This window comes from Bacillus cereus group sp. BfR-BA-01347 (genome assembly GCF_022663835.1).
GTDB classification, from domain to species: domain Bacteria; phylum Bacillota; class Bacilli; order Bacillales; family Bacillaceae_G; genus Bacillus_A; species Bacillus_A thuringiensis_K.
In genome coordinates this window covers 77,523-97,815 of sequence record NZ_JAKUGG010000018.1, presented here as the reverse complement: position 1 = coordinate 97,815, position 20,293 = coordinate 77,523, and the positions used below count along the sequence as shown (strand labels likewise).

The following is a 20,293-nucleotide window of genomic DNA, read 5'->3' as shown; positions in this document are numbered from 1 at the left end:
AAAACCTGAAAAACAATGTATTTTGAACATTCGGAAAAATAAAGGTTAATCTTTACAAGGAAAACGTTACCACGTGTTACACAATCTTTCTTTACAATATATAAGGGGTTTCTTGATACACGTAATAATTCAGCCAATTAGAGAATAATAGATTCCCATGGCTCCTCCACCGTACAAGCGGCTTCTCATTTGGATTATTATGCTTAAAATAGTTTTTCGGCACATCAATATTTAACCCTTTTTGGCGGTCCCGGTCGTATTCTTGCTTTAACGTGTCACAACTATATTCACTATGCCCAAGCGCAAACACTTGTCTTCCTCCTTGCCCAATAACAAGGTGAACACCTGCTTCCTCAGAGTTTGCTAACAGTGTTAATTCTGTCACCTCTCTAATATCACTCTCTCGTACTTCTGTATGACGAGAATGCGGGGCAAAAAACAATTCATCAAACCCTTGTAACAGTTTCACATGTTGCTCGCAAACTTCATGTTCAAACACACCGAACATTTTTTCCTTAAGAGGATACTTTGGAACGCCATAATGATAGTACAAACCAGCCTGTGCTCCCCAGCAAATATGAAGCGTAGATGTTACATTCGTTTTTGAATACTCCATAATATGTTTAAGCTCTTCCCAATAATCTACCTCTTCAAAAGCAAGGGTCTCCACTGGCGCTCCTGTAATAATAAGCCCATCAAACTTTTCATTTTCAATATCACGAAACGTTTTATAAAAGCTTGTTAAATGTTCTTGCGTTACATTACGAGATAGATGTGATTCCATATGAAGCAAATGAACATCTAATTGTAACGGTGTGTTTCCAATTAAGCGAAGTAATTGCGCCTCTGTATCTTGCTTCGTTGGCATTAAATTTAATATAGCAATTTTCAAAGCACGTATATCTTGTGTTTCTGCCCGCTCCTTCGTCATTACAAAAATATTTTCTTTTTGCAACACTTTGCGAGCCGGTAAATCTTTATCAATTATGATCGGCATGTGTTTTGCCTCCAACTAGAGCTGCTTCTAAATCTGCAATAATATCAGAAACATCTTCTATACCAACCGATAAACGAATTAAATCAGATGTAACACCAGCTAAACGCTGATCTTCAGCATTTAATTGTCTATGCGTCGTACTAGCAGGATGTATAACGCAAGTTCGTGCATCAGCTACGTGCGTTACGAGAGTTGCTAGTTTTACATTTGCGATAAATTCTTTTGCTGCTTCTAATCCGCCTTTAATACCGAAAGTTAAAACACCACTAGCACCTTTTTTCAAATACTGTTGTGCTAATGAGTAATTTTCATTACTATCTAAGCCCGGATAATTCACCCATTCAATACGTTCATGATTAGCAAGCCAATTAGCAACTGCAAGAGCATTTTCACTATGACGTTCCATTCGTAAATGCAATGTTTCTAAGCCAATATTGCTAATATATGCATTGAATGGGCTCATACAATTTCCATAATCTCTTAATAGCTGAACACGTGCTTTCACAATATACGCTGCTGCACCAAAGTTTTGAACGTAACTTACACCATGATAACTTGGATCTGGTTCAACAAGTTCAGGATACTTCCCATTTGTCCAATCAAAGTTTCCACCGTCAATTACAATACCGCCTAAGGAGCTCGCATGCCCATCGATATATTTAGTCGTAGAATGAACAATAATATTGGCCCCATGTTCAAACGCCTGGCATAAATAAGGAGTTGCTAATGTATTATCAACGATAAAAGGTACCTCTAATTCTTTAGCGGCAGCTGAAAATTCTTTAAAATTTAAAACATTCATCGCTGGATTTCCTAACGATTCTGCATAGATAAGTTTCGTCTTGTCATTAGCAAGCGCCGTAATTTCATCTGCCGTTAAATTTGGATTAAAGAACGTAACATCAATGCCCAGTTTACGCAAACTCACTCCAAATAAATTAAACGTTCCCCCGTAAACCGTTGAAGAACAAAGTAAATGATCCCCACTACTACAAATATTTAAAACGGCGAGCATAATAGCTGCTTGCCCAGAAGCCGTTGCAACAGCTCCTACACCGCCTTCTAAATCTGATAACTTCTGCTCAAATGCGGCTAGAGTAGGGTTTCCAATACGCGTATAAATATATCCTTCTGCCTCTAAGTTAAATAGAGCTGCTAAATCATCCGAAGTATCGTATTTATACGTTGTGCTTTGATAAAGTGGTAAAACACGTGGTTCACCATTCTTTGGCGTATAGCCACCTTGCACACAAATCGTTCCTTTTCCCCATGATTCTCCCATCTCTCATTCTCCTTTCTTTTATACAAAATAAAAAACTGCCCCTTTCCTGAAAACAAGAAAGGAGCAGTTTGAAAACACGCTCTAAAGGCTCTTTCTTATCTCTCAGGATTACTACCTGCAGGATTTGGCACAATTCCGTTATACGGCTGTTGCCAAGGTTTCATCGGGCCTGTCCCTCCACCTTTTCTTGATAAGACTATGCAATTACCGTTGATTTTATAGCAATAATTTCCTAATGTCAAACAGTTTTTCTGAATGTTCTAAAATAAATGTTAACAGTTTCATATAAAGCAACAAAAGAATTATATTCCATACTAACTCGAAAAATACCTTAGAAAAAAATGATTCATGTAAAATAAACCCGAATCATCTATTTTCATTAAACAAACTGTTTTAATAGAGCGTATAATTCTTCAAAATTATGCACTTCATATGTCGGTATAATCCCACTATCATTTAATTTTCTTTCTGGATTAAACCAACAAGTATCAATTCCCGCTACATATCCACCTTTAATATCAGCGCTTAATGAATCCCCAATAATCAGCCCTGCTTCAGGTGCAAAGTTAGGAATCCGTTCAAAAACATAATCAAAATACTCTTTCATCGGTTTTTGAAAACCTGTATCTTCCGAAACAAAAACATCTTTAAATAATGAATGTAAACCTGCATTACGCAAACGTTTATCTTGCGTCTTAGAAACACCATTTGTCACTATATACAATTCATACTCTCCTTGAATTTGATTTATAAATTCAAACGCACCTTGCATGAGTTGATTTCCTTCTTCTAAGTAGTTACGATAATTATTTTCGAATAATATTCCATCTACTTCTTCTCCATACTCTTTAAACAACAGAGAAAATCGTGTATTTACAACTTCATTGCGTGATAGTTCTCCTTTTTCAAAAGCATCCCAAAGACCTTTATTTATTTTTTTATAACGAGCCTCTATCTCGTCTGTTAAAGGGATTCCCTTCTCTTCAAAAAGCACCCGTAAAGCCACTTTTTCAGCCCTTTGGAAATCTAGTAATGTATCATCTACATCAAATAACAATGTTTTATATTTTTTCATAAATTCATCACACTCTCTTTTCTACAAAAACAAATTTACATAAATCGTATCATTCCTTCTTGTAAAGATAATAGGAGATATCTCATACTATACATGGGGGGTGAAAATATGAAAATCAGCAAAAATGAGGAAGAAATTTATCAATACATGCGAATCCATCAATTCCATACCCTATTTTCATTTCATGTCTTGCCATATGTAGAGCTGCATTCTTTTCAAACGAAAGAGATGATATGTAGCGAAGGAAATGCTCTCCCTTATCTCTATTACTTAATTTCTGGGAAAGCAAAAATATATATGAGTCATCAAAACGGGAAGGTTTCATTAATTAACTTTATTCAAGCACCATCTTTTATCGGGGAATTAGGATTAATAGGAGTAGAAAATATTACTAAATCCGTTGAAGTACTAGAAGATTGTGTATGTTTGGCACTTCCTCTTAAAGATTGTCAGCAACTTTTATTACAAGATGCAACGTTTTTACAGCACTTATGTAAATTTATTGGAGAAAAGACAATTACTCGCACTGAAAATTACGCAAAAAACTATAGTTATCCTTTTGAAAATCGATTAGCTGCTTTTATTTTATTAACAGAGCAAAATAATTGTTATATAGAAAAGCATACCGAGGCCTCGGAATATTTAAATGTCAGCTACCGTCATCTTTTATATGTATTAAATCAGTTTTGCCAACAAAATTATTTAAGAAAAGAAGGCCGAACATATTATATACAAGATCGAAATACATTAGAAAAACTTGCTGATGAACTAAAAATATAAAAAACAGCATTAACATGTAAACGTTAATACTGTTTTTTCGAGTGACGATTATAATTTTAATTAAAATTCACTTGCTACTTTAGCTGCTTCTTCAAGACCTGCAGCGATGATTTCTTCTGCTTTATCTGGGAATTGGTTATGCCCTTCAATAACTACTGTTTCCATGTTTGTTGCGCCGAAGAAGCCCATCATACTTGCTACATATTTAACAGCCATTTCTACCTCAGCTGCTGGACCTTCTGAATATACGCCGCCTCTTGCATTTAATAATGCAATCTTCTTATCTCCGATTAGGCCAACTGGACCCTCTGGCGTATATTTGAACGTTTTACCAGCACGGTTTAAATAATCAATATATGTGTGCAATACTGCTGGAATCGTTAAGTTCCATAATGGGAAGCCGAAAACAACTTTATCAGCTTCTAGGAATTGATTTAAATACTTATCAGCAACTGCTACTGCTTTTGCTTCTTCTTCTGTTAAATCAAAGCCTTTACCTGCCTTGAATGTACCATTGATCATGTCTACGCCTACATATGGTAATTCTTCTTTATATAAATCAAGTTCTACTACTGTATCATTTGGGTGTGCTTCTTTATAGTTTGCTAAAAATGCCTCATATAATTTTACACTAACTGCTTGTTCCGCTGGACGGTTATTTGCTTTAACGAATAAAACTGTTGCCATTATTTATTCCTCCTAGTACTCACTCTTATGTTGTTATATGCTTTCAAAAAAGGTATCCCTTGTAATTGTTGTTTTGTTGCTTACAAACATATTCTATCTTTATATAAAGACAATTTCGTCCTCACATAGACGTATTTTTCCATAAAAAAAGTCCACCTTCTAAAGGCGAACTTGGTCTTACGACTTTCGTCTTATACAATTCCATTTTTCACTGCATATAATGCCGCTTGCGTACGATCAGATAAATTCAACTTACTCAAAATGCTACTTACATGCGCCTTAACTGTCTTTTCTGTAATAACTAAAACAGATGCAATTTCCTTATTGCTCATCCCTTTTGCTAATAGCTGCAATACTTCATTTTCTCTCGCTGTTAGCACATCCACTTGAATAGAAGGTTCTTCTTCCTTTTCTTCTACAGGTAATGTTTGAGAGAGAAGAGCATTTGCTATATCCGGATGTAATTGAATATTACCTTTATATGCGCTTCGAATAGCCTCAACAAGCTGATCCGGTTCTACATCTTTTAAAATATACCCACTTGCTCCAGCCCTTAATGCAGGTAACACATGCGCCTGATCAGAAAAACTAGTCAATACAATTACTTTCACATTTGGATACTCTTTTTTAATATATGCCGTCGCCTCAACACCATCCATTTCAGGCATATATAAATCCATTAATATAACATCAGGATTTGTTTCTCCTACTTTCACTAACGCTTCTTTCCCATTATTCGCTTCTCCAACTAACTCTAAATCTTCCTGTGTACTTAAGAAAAATGCTAATCCTTTTAAAACGACTGTATGATCATCAACTAACAATACTTTTATTTTCACAAACTTCCCTCATTTTCACATCATAATGGTACATTTACTTTTACGCGCGTTCGTTTATTACTACTTACAATTTTAATTGTTCCACCAACTAATTCTACTCTTTCACGCATCGTAGTCATACCTAGTGATTTCTTTTCTTTTATATTCTTTTCCACAAAGCCCTTTCCTTGATCAACTATTTCTAATGATACATTTTTCTCATTCACTGTAAAATAAATCGTCGCTTCTTTTACACCTGCATGCTTACTTACATTGTTCAGTGCTTCTTGGCCTATGCGCCATAAAGCTTCTTCTACTACACGAGGTAAATCACGAACACCCGTAACTTGCTCCCTAATTTTCAGTCCCAAATTTTCACCGTACTGCTTTAGAGCTGGCAATAATCCTTTTTCTAATCCTGCCGGACGAAGCTGCCAAATTAATGTCCTCATTTCTTTCAAAGCTCCTTGCGCAAGTTCACGCATCTCATGCAAAGATTGATCTACCTTTTCATTTTTACCTTTTAAAACTGCCTCGGCGCCTTTTGTCATGAAGGTTAATGAAAATAATTTTTGCGAAACAGAATCATGTAAATCTCTTGCTAACCGATTTCTTTCTTCCATTCGTACAAGTTCACGGCGCTGCTCATTTAACCTCAAATTCTCTATTATTAACGAAACATGGTTCGATAATGCTTGAATTACATCTATTGTATTAGCATCAAACTCTCCATTATTCAAACTAACACATAAAACACCAAATATATGGTTTTGAATATGTATTGGTGTAGCAATAACAGCTCGATTTAGATGTACATTATGTCCTATTTGATGTTTTATTAGAACTGGTTCATCTTGTTCTAACGCCTTCTTGGCCGCCTCTTTTACATCCTCTTGTAACTCTTCCTGAACGTAAGACGCTCGCAGAGATAATTCTTTTTCCTCCCTAATAAAAAGCGCTACTTGATTCCATTGAAATACTTCACCTACGTGATTTACCACCTTTTCAGGTAGTACATTAAACTTATGAATCATTTTTAAATCTTGAATGAAACGCTCTAATTTCACATAATAATGTGCTCTTCTCTTTTCATTTTCATATAATTTTGTTCGCTTTAAAGCCGTACCAATTTGGAAGGCAACCGATTGGAGTAATACTAATTCTTCTTCTGAAAAATGTGTTTTACCCGGACTTGCAACATTTAACACCCCAAATTTTTCTCCCCCAGCTTTTAAAGGAACCGTAGCATGATGAAGAATGCCCTCCGTATCCCCCCAATTATATTCAATTGCATTATTAATTCTTTTACATTCAATAATATTAACGGCTCTCTCTAATTTTCCATCTACAAAACCTCGTAAACACCAACATTCACCTTCGCACATCGGGCGTTTATTTTCATATGTAAGTGCCTCTGGTAATTGATAATCAATTAACTTCGTATACTTCCCATTTTCATCCGCAAGAAAAATCCATCCTGTCGTTAAACCTGTTACACTTAGCAATTTCTCGAGGACAGCTTGCAATACATGATATGTATCATTTGATGTATTTAATGTTTCTGCAATTTCCTTTAATATAACTAATTCATTCGTACGATTATCTCGAAACATACTCATTCTCCTGCATACAAGATTTTAAATAGCTCTTAAAATAAATCATCTACTTTTCACTTTGTACTTATTCGTAACATTGATATAATGGTGAAAACATAGTTTTCATTATATCACTCGAGGGGGCTTTCATAATGACATTAAATAAAGCACTTACTATCGCTGGTTCTGACACAAGTGGCGGTGCTGGTATACAAGCAGATTTAAAAACATTCCAAGAACTGGGCGTATACGGAATGACATCTCTTACAACAATCGTAACGATGGATCCACATAACGGTTGGGCACATAACGTATTTCCAATCCCAGCTTCTACATTAAAACCACAATTAGAAACAACAATTGAAGGTGTTGGCGTAGACGCTTTAAAAACAGGTATGCTTGGATCAGTAGAAATTATTGAAATGGTTGCAGAAACAATCGAAAAGCACAATTTCAAAAATGTAGTAGTTGACCCTGTTATGGTATGTAAAGGTGCAGATGAAGCATTACACCCTGAAACGAACGATTGCTTACGTGACGTTCTTGTGCCCAAGGCATTAGTTGTAACGCCAAACTTATTTGAAGCTTACCAATTAAGCGGTGTGAAAATTAATTCTCTTGAGGACATGAAAGAAGCAGCGAAGAAAATCCACGCTTTAGGTGCCAAATACGTACTAATTAAAGGCGGAAGCAAACTTGGTACGGAAACTGCAATCGACGTCCTATATGATGGAGAAACATTCGATCTTTTAGAATCAGAAAAAATTGATACTACAAATACACACGGCGCAGGTTGCACATATTCTGCTGCAATTACAGCAGAACTTGCAAAAGGAAAACCTGTGAAAGAAGCAGTAAAAACTGCTAAAGAATTCATCACAGCTGCTATTCGTTACTCATTCAAAATTAACGAATACGTAGGTCCAACTCACCATGGTGCATATCGTAAATTCGTTGTATCAAAAGAACTTGTCTAATATATAAATAAAAACACTCACAAGCTTCATACATTGCCTCTGTGAGTGTTTTTTATAAGCTTTATGTCTTCCGGTCATCTTATCTTTAAGATACAGAGCTGACCTTATTTCTACCATTTCGTTTCGAGTAGTATAACGCATCATCCGCCGCTTGAATAAATTGCTCTGATGCCCCTTCATACTCTGAAACCCCTACCGAAACTGTAATTTTTATTTTTGTTCCATCTAACAATTCAAATGAATGTTTTTCAACAGCTATACGAGTTTGTTCCCCAACATGAATTCCATAAGCTATTCCTTTCCTTGGTATCAAAAGCGCAAACTCCTCTCCACCCTTTCGAAAAACCAAATCCGGAAATGCTGACATTTCTCGCAAAATATGCCCTACTTGTTTTAACACTTCGTCTCCCGCTGGGTGCCCATACGTATCATTTACATGCTTAAAATGGTCAATATCTATAAGTAGTAAACAAAGTGAATCATTTTTCAAGTGTTTATTACTAATATGACGATTCATCTCTAAATCAAACTGTCTTACGTTTCCTAGACCTGTCAATGCATCTATCGTTGCGTATTGCTTCATCGTTTGAAATAGCTCATTGGATTGTAAAACATAATTTGCACTTATGAATGTTATGTAACCTGTAATAATACTAGAAATTAAATATAATCCCACTATGTGGATCTCTTTAATTAACCATATATATAACGCTGGGATTAGAATAGATAAAATATATGCGTGTAACCATACCCACTTTTCCCCTAAAGAAAGCTTCATACGCGAAATAAAGATACTCCCTATTCCTATCGCAATGATTGTATAAAAGGCCACTTGAGAAGCTAATGAATAATCCATAAACAACAGTCTAGTTACTAAAATCATAATAATTGTTATGGTACTCGCTATCGGCCCTCCAATAATAACAGCTAGAATAACAGCTAAGTAGCGTAAATCCAATAGGATGGTACCAACACGAACACCGAAATACATTAGTAATATACCTAGTATCCCAGTAAAAATGCCTACTACACATTTCTGCCCAAAAGAGAATCCTTCTTTTAACGGCTTATCTCTTAAAAGCTGACCTCCAACAAAAATAAAGGAAAGAATAATTGTTGTATTTACAAATAAGTCCTTTAACATAAAATGATCTCCTTACTTTTCTATCTATCCCTTTCCTTACTTTATTGTATACGAAATCCCTATAATTCCCAAAGTTTTTATTTATTTTTTGCTGTTCCACGTGAAACAGCAAAAAATAAAAAGGGCGAAAACTCGCCCTTTTTCATTAACAACAGCGTGATATTTTTCCACCCTTTGCGTTAAATCTTGCTTCTTGTGCCTCAGCAAAAAATTGCTTTTGACATAAAACCTCTTCTTCAGGATGATGCTTTTTCATATGCTCCACATATACTTCATAACTTGGTACCCCAACGAGCAAACTAATAAAGCGTTTTCTTCCCCTCCATACTTGCCACAGCTTTTTAAGCATAGTTCCTCGACTCACTTTCATCTCTCGGAATATATGGTGCCTCCTTTAACGGCATTGGCTTATTTCTTAATACTTGTATCCAAATTCGAAGTGCTGAAATTAACACAGCGATTACAACTATCATAAAAATCCCACAAAGCGCTGCATCAATATAATCATTGAAAATAATTTGCTTCATTTGAGCGACATTTTTAGCTGGCGCTAACACTTTCTCCTCATCTAATGCTCTCTGAAATACCTTTGCATGCGATAGAAATCCAATTTTAGGATTTTCATGAAATAGCTTTTGATACCCCGCCGTCATTGTTACAATCAGCAACCCGACAGTTGGAATAAGTGTTACCCAAACGTACGCCTTTTTTCCCATTTTGAACAAAATTGTCGTTCCAAGTAATAATGCAATACCTGCTAGCATTTGATTTGCAATACCGAAAAGTGGCCATAATGTATTAATTCCACCGAGCGGATCTATTACCCCTTGGTATAAGAAATATCCCCACCCTAATACACATAATGTTGTAGCGATTACATTCGCTAATGTAGAATCCGTTTTCCCAAATGGCTTATATACATGCCCTAAAATATCTTGAATCATAAATCGGCCGACACGCGTTCCGGCATCAATCGTTGTTAAAATAAATAGGGCTTCAAAGAGAATCGCAAAATGATACCAAAATGCCATCATGGCCGTTCCACCTATTACTTGTGAGAAAATATATGCCATACCTATCGCTAATGTTGGCGCACCACCTGTACGTGATAAAATCGTTTGCTCTCCAACATTTACAGCGAGATCTTTTAGTTCATTTGGTGTAATAGCAAATCCCCATGAGGAAATAACTTGAGCTGCCTGCGAGACATCTGTACCGATAAGTGCTGCGGGACTATTAATTGCAAAATACGTTCCCGGTGTTAATACACAAGCTGCAATCATCGCCATCGCTGCTACAAACGACTCCATTAACATTGCTCCATAACCGATTGGCTGTGCGTGTCCCTCTTGCTCAATCATCTTCGGCGTCGTACCTGATGAAACAAGAGCATGGAATCCAGACACTGCACCGCAAGCAATAGTAATAAATAAGAATGGGAATAAGTTTCCAGAGAACACAGGACCAGTTCCATCAATAAATTTCGAAACTGCTGGCATTTGTAAATCTGGTGCTACAATTAAGATACCGATTGCTAACCCTACAATTGTTCCAACTTTTAAAAATGTACTTAAATAATCACGTGGTGCTAAAAGCATCCAAACTGGTAATGCAGATGCAATAAATCCATATACAATAAGCATAATAGCAATTGTTTCACCACTAAATGTGAACATACTTGCAAGTGTTGGATTTTCTGCTACATACTGTCCTCCAACAAGAGATAAAATAAGTAGGATAATACCGATTACTGATCCTTCTCCAACACGACCAGGCCTAATATAGCGCATATAAACTCCCATTAAAATAGCGATAGGAATCGTTGCTGCTATCGTAAACATTCCCCAAGGACTTCCGATTAGTGCCTTTACTACGACCAACGCTAATACTGCTAATAAAATAATCATAATTCCTAAAATACCTATCATTGCAATTAGTCCTGTAACAGGTCCAATCTCATCTTTAATCATTTCTCCTAACGATTTACCATTACGTCTCATTGAAGCAAATAAAATAACAAAATCTTGGACAGCCCCCGCAACAACTACCCCAACAATAATCCAAATGGTCCCTGGTAAATACCCCATTTGTGCCGCTAAAATCGGTCCTACTAAAGGTCCCGCTCCAGCAATCGCTGCAAAGTGATGTCCAAACAATACCCACTTATTTGTTGGAACATAGTCTTTCCCATCATTTAATGTATGGGCTGGTGTTTGCCGATTATCATCTAAATTAAAAACCTTTCTCGCTATAAATCTACTATAAAAGCGATAAGCAACTGCATATACACATACGGCAGCTACTAAGAGCCATACAGCATTAATGGTTTCACCTTGTGATAAAGCTATTACCCCAAAAGCACCTGCTCCTACTGCTGTAATAACGCCCCAAAGTAAGATCGATTTCAATGTCTTCACATACAATTCCCCCAATACTATTTCTTAGTGGAGATTGTACTAAATTTTCCGAATATTTAACTTGAATCCTCCCTATCATGAAGGATTTTCAGTTTATCATGTTAAAATACTCTCATTATCTACTATAATTCAATATTATTTCGAAGGCGTTTTACATAATTACGACTGACTGGAATCGGTTGCTCATCATACCTATCTAAATACAAATTATACGTGCCATTATAATAAGGTTTCAGTTCTTTTACATATGACATATTAATTAAATAGCTTTTATGTACACGTAAAAAATCATATGCATTTAGCTTATTTTCTAATTCCTGAAGTGTATATGTTGAAATATACTGATTATTCGTTGTGTAAATTGAAACAGTTTTATTTTCTTTATTTTTACTTACATATACGATATCTTCTGGAAGAATATATCGTATGCCCTCTTGACTTTCTATCGGTAGTTTTCGCAAATAACTCTTTGCTTTCTCACCTTGTTCTTTACCTATTTTATATAAAAGAAATTGTAAATCTTCTTCACGAAATGGTCGCAATAAATAATAAAATGCTTGGAAACGAAAAGCTGTAATAGATTCTTCTATGTTTTCACCTACAAAAATAAATTTTGTATAGCAATTTATTTCTCGTAATAAACTTGCATATTCAAAACCAGTACCATCTAGTAATTTGGAACTTAAAAAAACAAAGTCTGGTATATGTTTTTTCATCATAAATAAAGATTCTGTTCCTGTCTTTGCTTCAAAACATTCTACATTTCTCATATTTTCAGTGAAATTTTCAGCTAACTCTTTTCTCTCTTCTGCCTCTTCCATAATCAGTAAAATTTTCATTTCTTCAACCACCTAATTCTTTGTCCATATGTCCTGTTGTATACATTCGCTTTTATAAGAAATAATCCCTTTTTCTTACTATACCATTATTTATCTAAAAAAACAGAAAAAAGGAAACCACTTCGGTTTCCTCTCTCCCTTTATCCTACACTAACTACCTATAAAGAGCTGAGTATTGTAGGGTAATAAATGATCAGGGATACGTTTAAAATTTCACTTTATACTAATTCTCGTTGCTTCGTTTCCTGACCAAGTATTATTACAGCAAATACCCCAATTAAAATTGATCCACAGAAAATCGTAAATATTAATGATAGTGAAGCTTCTGAGGCAACTAAATACCCCACTAATAATGGTCCAAGAATACCACCAATACGACCAAATGCTGCTGCCATTCCTGCACCTGTACCACGAATAACCGTTGGATACTGCTCAGGTGTATAGGCATATAATGCTCCCCAAGCACCTAAATTAAAGAAGGATAGTAACATACCTGCAACGATTAATACTGTTAATGAATCCGCAACCCCAAACAAATAGGCACTGCAAGCTGTCCCGATTAAATACGTAACCAAAACAAATTTACGACCGAGACGTTCAATAAACCAAGCAGCGGTGAAATATCCTGGAAGTTGAGCTAATGTCATAATAAGTACATATTGGAAACTTTTTATTAAACTAAATCCTTTTAGCACCATTACACTCGGTAACCAAAGGAACATTCCATAATAGGAAAAGACAACACAAAACCATAGAATCCATAGCATAATTGTTGCTTTACGATATTCCCCAGACCAAACTGATTTTATATTTTCAATAACAGATGGCCTTTTTTCAACTTTTTGGAACCTTGGGGAATCCGGTAAATTCCATCTTAAATATAAAGCATATAGTGCTGGAACTGCACTCAATACCATCGCAACTTCCCAACCATATTTAGGAATAACAAAATACGAGATAAGAGCTGCAATTAGCCATCCACCTGCCCAAAAACTTTCTAATAACACAACAATTTTCCCACGTTCATGCGCTTCAACACTCTCTGATACTAGTGTAGAGGCAACCGGAAGCTCTCCGCCAAGCCCCATGCCAATTAAAAAGCGTAAAACGAGAAACATCGCGAGTGTCGTCGTTAATGCAGTTAAACCACTACCGATAGAAAATAATAATAATGTAATAATAAAGACTGATTTTCGTCCTATTTTATCTGATAGTATTCCAAAAATAAGCGCTCCTACTGCCATACCGATTGAGTTAATACTGCCTATCCAGCCCATTTCCTGGCTCGTTAATCCCCAATCCTTTTGCAAGGCTACCATTACAAATGAAAGCATTCCAACATCCATTGCATCAAATAGCCATCCAAGCCCAGCTATCCCAAGTAGTTTGCGCTTCGAAATTTCTTTTACCTTGCCCACTAGAAGTCCTCCTTACACAGGTGTCTTTACACATCATTTTACATGTGTGAATTGTATAAGTAAAATACTTTTGTGTAAAAAATTCTCCTTCATCATTCCCAAAAAGTAAAACGTCTATCCTGATTGGTGCGGGCTAATAATCAGTGGGGATGCCTCACTGACTAAAGTTTCAATTTATTAAAAATGAACAAATAAAAAAAGCAGCGATATTTCGCTACTTTTTCGAACGCATTACTTCTTTTAAAAATTCCGCTAATACTAACTGACGACGCCAGCGTGTTGGATTACTGCATAATCTATAAAACCACTCTAAATGAATCGCTTGAATCCATTTTGGTGCACGTTTTACCTCTCCAGCCCATACGTCTAAACTTCCACCCACTCCAACAGCCATTTTCGTTTCTAAACGATGCTTATTGTTTTGGATAAAGTTTTCTTGTCTCGGGAAACCAAGTGCAACAAGTAATAAATCTGGTTTTGCTTCTTGAATGCGAGAAATAATATTCTCTTCGTCTTCTTGTTTAAAATAACCATCTTGTATACCAGCAATGGATACAGCTGAATATGTCTTTGTTAAATGCTCTGCTGCAGCTTGCACAACATGCGGCTTTGCACCTAATAAGAAAACAGATACCGGTTTGCTATCTTCTGATAACTTCGCTAGTAAATTACACATTAAATCAAAACCTGCTACACGTTCTTTTAAAGGTGTACCAAGCATACCGCTTGCTTTTACAACACCAATACCATCAGGTGTAATTAAATCTGTATTCAATAATGTTTGATAGAACTTTTCATCCTTTTTTGCACACATAACAATTTCAGGGTTTGCTGTTACTACCTGAAACGTATGAGTTCGCTCCGATTCTAGTTGTTCTTTTAAATATTGGACCGTTTCATCCATTGTCATTGTAGAAAAAGGAACGCCTAGAATATCAACTGTTTGTACTGCCATAGTTAACTATCCTCTCTATCATTACAAGTTTTTTGCTATTAATTGCTTATATGTTTCCTTTGTATCTTCATATAGTTTTTGAAGTGAGAAGTTCATAGTAGCATGCTCATAAATATGTTTACCCATTGCTGCTAACTCTCCAGTTTTCCACTTATCATACGCTTCTTCTAAAGCTAATGCCAATGCCTTTCCATCACCTGTCGGTACAATCCATCCGTAAGTTTCATCTACGATTAAGGGTTCAATTTCTCCAGCCCTAGTCACAATTGATGGTACGCGTTGATTTGCCGCTTCTAATAAAACTAGTGGGAACCCTTCACTATGGGAAGTTAATAAATTTACATGTGACGACGCAAATAATTGTTTTACATCTTGACGATGTCCTAAAAACTCTACTTTATCGTTAATCCCTTTTTCAGTAGCTAATGACTTTAGATTTTCTTCTAATGGGCCATCACCAACTAATAATACTATAATTTTCTCTAATTTTGTTTGTTGTAACGCATCAAATAAAACTTCATGTCCTTTGACAGGATGTAATCGTGCTACTTGGATTGCCGTAAATACATCTTCATCAATATTGAACATTTCTTTTTTATTATAGCCTTCTGCTTTTTCCTTATCGTATTCAATTCCATTATAAATAACATGCATCTTTTCATTTGAAATACCTAATGCTGCCAGGCTTTTTTTCAATCTATTTGTTACAACGAAAAATAAGTCTATATTTTTTAAGGCTTTCAAATTTAATTTCGTAAAAATCCAACCTTTTAAGCCCTGTTTAGTAAAGTCTTGAAATGGATCACTATGAATAGTCGTTACCCATTTTGCCTTTATTCTCTTTTTCATTAAAGAAACATAGAAATTAGCCCTAGGGCCATGCGTATGAACTACATCAAATTTTTCTTTATTAATAAATTTACTTATATTCTTTAAAATGGATAAATCATAGCGCGATTTTTGTGAAAACACATGGACTTTTATCCCTAACTCCCTTGCTTCCTTCGCAACAATTCCATCTTCAAATACTGCTAATTCTACTTCACCAGTTGGAAACTGATCGAGAAGTGAAATAATATGTGTTTTCCCTCCTCCATCTTCTGCTCCTGCATTCATATGCAATATTCTCATATTTTTTCCTCCTTTAAATCCTCGCTACGTTTCCATCTATTTTTATTTTACTGTACTAAAAAATAAAAGCTAACAAAAGTTAGCTTTTATTTTTATCATTCAATTTCTAGGTCTACTATTAGATAAGCTAACACCACTACAAAGTAAATCCCAACTCCTGGTGCTGTTAAAATATGTCCTGCAATATAAGCAATACCTAACGCTAACAATAAGCTTGCTGAAATCATTCCATATTTTATATTAAATATGTCCTTAAATCTCGTAGCAAATGCTAGTAGAATTCTTAGCCCGTAATAAATAAATGGAATCATTAGTAATACAAAGCCAATAATCCCGAAATCATAAAACCAATCATGGAAGTCCATTTCAATTAGTTTTGGATCTGGCTGCTTTTGTTCATTGTATTTAAAGTTACCTGCATAACCCATGCCTAATAACTTTTGTGACACTGGTGCTTCTTTAAAGAACTGCTTATGTCTTTCTTCATATACTTGACGTCCACTGAAAATAAGATTTTCTTGATTTTCTTTCTTTTGCTCTTTCTCAAGCTCTTTCTTAACTTCCTCTTCTATCTTCGCCTTTTCTTCTGGCTTTTCAACTTTATGATGATTTTCTTCTTTTGCTTTAAGTTCTTGCTCTTTTTTCAGCTTCTCTTTAATTTCTTTTTCTTTTTGACCTTGCTGTGCCACATTTTGCTCTGATAAATAATTATTGTGAATACCCATATTTTGTGCTAATGGCGTTTGTTTAAACGTTCCAACTACACCAGCTAATAGGACGATAGCAATTACTGCATTAAGCGCAAGGGATTTTTTGTTCGGATTTTTTCTATCAAATAATAATTGTAGTAAAATAATCCCGATTGCTGCCGCTAACGTAGCACCAATTGAGCCCATCCCTACTTTTGTACCAACTTGAATTAGCGAATAAATCATTAAAAGTGATGGAATCCAATATAAAATGTGTTTCCAGCTCTTTGTTTTTTGAATAGAATATAGTACTACAATAGGGAAAATAATAGCTAAGATTGAACCTAGTTCATTCCCTGCATAGAACCAACCTCGAGAACCCACTTTCATCCATTCATAACTACCAAAGTCAGTAGATGTTGAAATAGAAATAACCATAATTGCGTTAATGATTAATGTAGAATATACAATACTATTTCGAACCTTATCACTAATATTAACTGTCTTTTTCAATGATTTTAAAGCTAAAATGTATGATCCCAGCATGATATATATATATAATGCTTTCGCAACGAATTTAACTTCTTCACTAAGTACAATAGGATCCTTAACTAATTTGTTATTAATAAATCCTACTCCTAAAACTCCGGCTAATAATATAAGATAAATTAAAAACTTTCTATTTTCCTTCTCTTTTGCCTGAATTAAAATGTAAATGCCACCAACAGCCATAATAAGGAATCTTACTAAAATTCCAACGGTAGCATTTGACTTTAATAAAGTGATGCTAAGAGACGTTAATAAATCTAAAACAGGCTGTAAAATAATAAAAAAGAGCAAAAAATGCTCAAATCTAACCCTAGCTTGATTTGCTAACATTCCAAGACCTCCATACAAAATCTTAACATTATCTTTTAATCATAATTTATTATCGTTAAAACACACCTAGCAATTATAACATAACTCATATTCAAATCGAGAACTATTTTTCCAGCTAAAACTAGCCAGGACAAGTATTAATCAATAATAGAAATTACTGTCCCTTAGCTATAATCCCCTATTTTTACAAAAGCTATCTAACAACCATCCCCTTATTTTTGTCAGTATATACATATTTATTTATCAATTTATACAAGCATAAATAAAGTGCCTATCATTGTAATATTTCACCAAATAGGTAACATCAAAAAATGTAAAGTTAATCTTTTCATACCTTTTTCAAAATACTTTATGTCTATTTTCCAAACATTTTCAAACGCTTTCTTTATGTATTTTATCCGTTTTTCTACATGTAGCGAAAAGTAATTGTTATTTCCAATACTTTAGTGTATATTTTTTCTCTGGAACATCTTTAAGAGGAAGGGATTAAGGCCATGTTATTAATCGATATATTTACGTTTCTTGGCATTATCGCCGCTGCCATTTCTGGTACATTAGTTGGTTTAAAAAAAGATTTAGATTTATTTGGTGTCCTTTGTTTAGCTGTAGCTACTGCGCTCGGCGGCGGTATTATTCGTGATATCATGATTGGTAACCTGCCCCCTGTCGCATTTGTAAAACCCATTTACTTTTTCGTAAGTGTATTATCAGCATTATTTACTTGTATGTTTTTTGAGCGTATCAATAAACTTCAAGTCGTTATTATGCTTTCTGATGCTGTTGGCTTAGGCGTTTTTACAGCTATTGGTGCAAATGCGGCAATGTCACATCATGTTGACGCCTCATTTCTAGTTGTTTCAATGGGAGTCATTACAGGTATTGGAGGCGGTATTTTGCGTGACATTTGCGCTCAAGATATCCCTTACGTATTCCGAAAAGAGATTTACGCAATCGCTTCTATCTTAGGAGCAATTAGCTTCCTAATCACACACGCTATGGGGGCGCACGTATTAGCTTTTTATGTTTGTTTATTAGTAACATTTGTTATTCGTGTCGTCACTGTAATATATAATGTGCATTTCCCTGTTTTCTTTAAAACACATGCTAAAATTAATAAAGGCCATTAAGAGAATTCTATCTAGAATTCTCTTAATTTATATACTATTCAACGAACTAATATAGAGTAATTGTATATAAGCATATATAATTACTCTATATTAGTTTTAAAATTGAAAACGTTTTATATACAGGGGGGAAGAATGATGCTTGGGGTTTTCAAAAAAAGTATTAATAAAACAAATGCCAGTATAATCGAATTAAGTAAGGACCAACAAATAACTTTTAATGTCCCTACTAATTCTGAATTGAAAATTCAAATGGATATGCTACATATTTCAAAAGAAGATTTACAAGTTGTAAAAGTACTACAGCCTTTTATTTATGCAGAAATTGATTGGATTACTGAAAAATTCTATGCCAACATTACAAAACAACCTAATTTAATTACTATTATTGAACGTTACAGCTCTATTCCAAAACTAAAACAAACTTTAAAAACACATATTAAAGAATTATTCAGCGGCAATATGCATGAAGATTTTATTGAACAACGTGTTAGGATCGCCAAAAGACATGTACAAATTGGTTTACATCGAAAATGGTATACTGCTGCTTATCAAGAATTATTCCGCTCTATCATGAAGATTTTGCAAACAAAAATAACGACAATCGATGATTTTTCCTATTCTATAAATGTCATAAATAAATTATTCACTCTTGAACAAGAACTTGTTCTTGCAGCTTATGAATCTGAATATGAAAGAATGCAAAAAGAGCATGAAAAAGAAAAAGAACTAACTGCTATGACAATTACGCATATCGCAACAGAACTAGCTGCTGTATCTGAAAAAACAAGCTCTTCTATTCAAAAACTAACCGCCAAATCTGAAACTATTGTAGAGATCGCTAAAACAGGTACATCATTAGCTACAACATCTGAAGAAAAAGCGAATAAAGGGAAAGAACAATTAAACCAGCAGAATAAACGAATGGGATCTATTCAAATGAATATGGAAACGATTATTACAGATACTCATGAACTTCTTAATATTTCTAACAAAATTAATGAAATCATAGATATTGTTAAATCAATTGCGGAGCAAACAAATTTACTCGCACTAAACGCTGCTATCGAGTCTGCACGTGCTGGAGAATTTGGGAAGGGGTTTTCTGTTGTTGCTGGTGAAATCCGAAAATTATCAGAGCAAACGAAAGAATCTATATTTAACGTTACAAAGCTCGTCGAAAAAACAAATGAACAAATTACCCGTGTCTCGTCTTCCGTGAAACAAATTAGCTCTCTCGTATCGGAAGGAACGGATAGTATGTCGGCAACAGATCGATACTTCCAAGAAATCGTACAAGATATGTCTAACTCAAAAGAACAGAATAAGAAAATTGAACACGAACTACAAGCTATTTCACAAGTAATGAAAGGAATTCAAGATGACTCCTCACAAATGGCTCTAACAGCCGATAATTTGCAACTAGAACTAAATCGATAAGATAAAGTAAAACTTTAATCAGTGGGAGTTTTGTTCATTCCCCACT

The 20,293-nt window shown here is 34.9% G+C and carries 18 protein-coding genes, 1 pseudogene and 1 riboswitch; of the genes and pseudogenes, 5 read left to right on the top strand and 14 right to left on the bottom strand.

Translation table 11 applies throughout. From position 1 onward, the window contains the following. Positions 1-91: 91 nt before the first annotated feature. The 3 genes from metA to MR143_RS23245 form a co-directional block, all read right to left on the bottom strand. Positions 92-997 (bottom strand): homoserine O-acetyltransferase MetA, encoded by a 906-nt coding sequence (gene metA / locus MR143_RS23255; RefSeq protein WP_001121539.1) that lies wholly within the window; start codon positions 995-997, stop codon positions 92-94. After that, the gene (locus MR143_RS23250) at positions 981-2,279 is read right to left on the bottom strand and encodes a bifunctional O-acetylhomoserine aminocarboxypropyltransferase/cysteine synthase (protein WP_000504782.1); all 1,299 of its coding nucleotides are present in this window, start codon (positions 2,277-2,279) and stop codon (positions 981-983) included. The genes metA and MR143_RS23250 overlap by 17 nt, the downstream gene beginning before the upstream one ends. 92 nt (positions 2,280-2,371) lie before the next feature. After that, positions 2,372-2,476: riboswitch (SAM riboswitch) on the bottom strand. Between the two features lie 182 nt (positions 2,477-2,658). Beyond that, positions 2,659-3,354 (bottom strand): YjjG family noncanonical pyrimidine nucleotidase, encoded by a 696-nt coding sequence (locus MR143_RS23245; RefSeq protein ID WP_000760215.1) that lies wholly within the window; start codon positions 3,352-3,354, stop codon positions 2,659-2,661. A 108-nt stretch (positions 3,355-3,462) separates the two neighbouring features. Here MR143_RS23245 and MR143_RS23240 point away from each other — a divergent pair, with 108 nt between their 5' ends. Beyond that, on the top strand, positions 3,463-4,134 hold the full coding sequence (locus MR143_RS23240; protein ID WP_000703323.1) for a transcriptional regulator YeiL: 672 nt from the start codon (positions 3,463-3,465) through the stop codon (positions 4,132-4,134). Positions 4,135-4,194: 60 nt separating this feature from the next. On the opposite strand, the gene MR143_RS23235 is transcribed toward MR143_RS23240, so the two are convergent. From MR143_RS23235 to MR143_RS23225, 3 genes are all read right to left on the bottom strand, one after another. Then, the gene (locus tag MR143_RS23235; RefSeq protein ID WP_000246723.1) at positions 4,195-4,821 is read right to left on the bottom strand and encodes an FMN-dependent NADH-azoreductase; all 627 of its coding nucleotides are present in this window, start codon (positions 4,819-4,821) and stop codon (positions 4,195-4,197) included. Between the two features lie 191 nt (positions 4,822-5,012). Beyond that, a complete protein-coding gene (locus MR143_RS23230) occupies positions 5,013-5,660 on the bottom strand; it encodes a response regulator (protein WP_000695799.1) in 648 nt (215 codons plus the stop codon). Positions 5,661-5,680: 20 nt separating this feature from the next. Then, positions 5,681-7,252 (bottom strand): GAF domain-containing sensor histidine kinase, encoded by a 1,572-nt coding sequence (locus MR143_RS23225; protein WP_000488137.1) that lies wholly within the window; start codon positions 7,250-7,252, stop codon positions 5,681-5,683. A 134-nt stretch (positions 7,253-7,386) separates the two neighbouring features. On the opposite strand from MR143_RS23225, the gene pdxK reads away from it, so the two are divergent. Next, the gene (pdxK, locus tag MR143_RS23220; protein WP_000174252.1) at positions 7,387-8,211 is read left to right on the top strand and encodes a pyridoxine/pyridoxal/pyridoxamine kinase; all 825 of its coding nucleotides are present in this window, start codon (positions 7,387-7,389) and stop codon (positions 8,209-8,211) included. An 85-nt stretch (positions 8,212-8,296) separates the two neighbouring features. On the opposite strand, the gene MR143_RS23215 is transcribed toward pdxK, so the two are convergent. The 8 genes from MR143_RS23215 to MR143_RS23180 form a co-directional block, all read right to left on the bottom strand. Then, on the bottom strand, positions 8,297-9,355 hold the full coding sequence (locus MR143_RS23215) for a GGDEF domain-containing protein (protein ID WP_000910191.1): 1,059 nt from the start codon (positions 9,353-9,355) through the stop codon (positions 8,297-8,299). Between the two features lie 145 nt (positions 9,356-9,500). Beyond that, entirely contained in the window at positions 9,501-9,704 is a 204-nt protein-coding gene (locus tag MR143_RS23210; protein ID WP_002180952.1) for a YbdD/YjiX family protein, read from the bottom strand. Continuing rightward, the gene (gene cstA, locus MR143_RS23205) at positions 9,697-11,772 is read right to left on the bottom strand and encodes a carbon starvation protein CstA (RefSeq protein ID WP_000854313.1); all 2,076 of its coding nucleotides are present in this window, start codon (positions 11,770-11,772) and stop codon (positions 9,697-9,699) included. The genes MR143_RS23210 and cstA overlap by 8 nt, the downstream gene beginning before the upstream one ends. Before the next feature lie 122 nt (positions 11,773-11,894). Continuing rightward, positions 11,895-12,611: a LytR/AlgR family response regulator transcription factor gene (locus MR143_RS23200; RefSeq protein WP_000698253.1), complete on the bottom strand. Its 717-nt coding sequence runs from the start codon at positions 12,609-12,611 to the stop codon at positions 11,895-11,897. Positions 12,612-12,829: 218 nt separating this feature from the next. Then, entirely contained in the window at positions 12,830-14,029 is a 1,200-nt protein-coding gene (locus MR143_RS23195) for an MFS transporter (protein WP_000521103.1), read from the bottom strand. Positions 14,030-14,243: 214 nt separating this feature from the next. Further along, the gene (locus MR143_RS23190) at positions 14,244-14,984 is read right to left on the bottom strand and encodes a WecB/TagA/CpsF family glycosyltransferase (RefSeq protein ID WP_000290757.1); all 741 of its coding nucleotides are present in this window, start codon (positions 14,982-14,984) and stop codon (positions 14,244-14,246) included. 21 nt (positions 14,985-15,005) lie between these two features. After that, complete coding sequence (locus MR143_RS23185) at positions 15,006-16,115, bottom strand: glycosyltransferase family 4 protein (RefSeq protein WP_199718084.1); 1,110 nt, start codon at positions 16,113-16,115, stop codon at positions 15,006-15,008. Between the two features lie 95 nt (positions 16,116-16,210). Beyond that, a complete protein-coding gene (locus tag MR143_RS23180; protein WP_000880762.1) occupies positions 16,211-17,683 on the bottom strand; it encodes an O-antigen ligase family protein in 1,473 nt (490 codons plus the stop codon). A 494-nt stretch (positions 17,684-18,177) separates the two neighbouring features. Between MR143_RS23180 and MR143_RS23175 the strand changes: the two genes are divergently transcribed. The 3 genes and pseudogenes from MR143_RS23175 to MR143_RS33500 all read left to right on the top strand — a co-directional run bounded on the left by MR143_RS23175 (position 18,178) and on the right by MR143_RS33500 (position 20,247). Continuing rightward, a complete protein-coding gene (locus MR143_RS23175) occupies positions 18,178-18,810 on the top strand; it encodes a trimeric intracellular cation channel family protein (RefSeq protein WP_000924371.1) in 633 nt (210 codons plus the stop codon). Between the two features lie 132 nt (positions 18,811-18,942). Next, positions 18,943-19,491, top strand: a pseudogene (locus tag MR143_RS33505) (protoglobin family protein); the annotation flags it as partial. 15 nt (positions 19,492-19,506) lie between these two features. After that, complete coding sequence (locus MR143_RS33500; RefSeq protein WP_374266969.1) at positions 19,507-20,247, top strand: methyl-accepting chemotaxis protein; 741 nt, start codon at positions 19,507-19,509, stop codon at positions 20,245-20,247. The last annotated feature ends 46 nt before the right edge of the window (positions 20,248-20,293 follow it).

Excerpts from the sequence above, each read along its gene's own strand:
- metA (WP_001121539.1), bottom strand. The coding sequence starts at position 997 with ATGCCGATCATAATTGATAAAGATTTACCGGCTCGCAAAGTGTTGCAA.
- MR143_RS23250 (WP_000504782.1), bottom strand. The coding sequence starts at position 2,279 with ATGGGAGAATCATGGGGAAAAGGAACGATTTGTGTGCAAGGTGGCTAT.
- MR143_RS23245 (WP_000760215.1), bottom strand. The coding sequence starts at position 3,354 with ATGAAAAAATATAAAACATTGTTATTTGATGTAGATGATACATTACTA.
- MR143_RS23240 (WP_000703323.1), top strand. The coding sequence starts at position 3,463 with ATGAAAATCAGCAAAAATGAGGAAGAAATTTATCAATACATGCGAATC.
- MR143_RS23235 (WP_000246723.1), bottom strand. The coding sequence starts at position 4,821 with ATGGCAACAGTTTTATTCGTTAAAGCAAATAACCGTCCAGCGGAACAA.
- MR143_RS23225 (WP_000488137.1), bottom strand. The coding sequence starts at position 7,252 with ATGTTTCGAGATAATCGTACGAATGAATTAGTTATATTAAAGGAAATT.
- pdxK (WP_000174252.1), top strand. The coding sequence starts at position 7,387 with ATGACATTAAATAAAGCACTTACTATCGCTGGTTCTGACACAAGTGGC.
- MR143_RS23215 (WP_000910191.1), bottom strand. The coding sequence starts at position 9,355 with ATGTTAAAGGACTTATTTGTAAATACAACAATTATTCTTTCCTTTATT.
- MR143_RS23210 (WP_002180952.1), bottom strand. The coding sequence starts at position 9,704 with ATGCTTAAAAAGCTGTGGCAAGTATGGAGGGGAAGAAAACGCTTTATT.
- MR143_RS23200 (WP_000698253.1), bottom strand. The coding sequence starts at position 12,611 with ATGAAAATTTTACTGATTATGGAAGAGGCAGAAGAGAGAAAAGAGTTA.
- MR143_RS23190 (WP_000290757.1), bottom strand. The coding sequence starts at position 14,984 with ATGGCAGTACAAACAGTTGATATTCTAGGCGTTCCTTTTTCTACAATG.
- MR143_RS23185 (WP_199718084.1), bottom strand. The coding sequence starts at position 16,115 with ATGAGAATATTGCATATGAATGCAGGAGCAGAAGATGGAGGAGGGAAA.
- MR143_RS23180 (WP_000880762.1), bottom strand. The coding sequence starts at position 17,683 with ATGTTAGCAAATCAAGCTAGGGTTAGATTTGAGCATTTTTTGCTCTTT.
- MR143_RS23175 (WP_000924371.1), top strand. The coding sequence starts at position 18,178 with ATGTTATTAATCGATATATTTACGTTTCTTGGCATTATCGCCGCTGCC.
- MR143_RS33500 (WP_374266969.1), top strand. The coding sequence starts at position 19,507 with ATGCAAAAAGAGCATGAAAAAGAAAAAGAACTAACTGCTATGACAATT.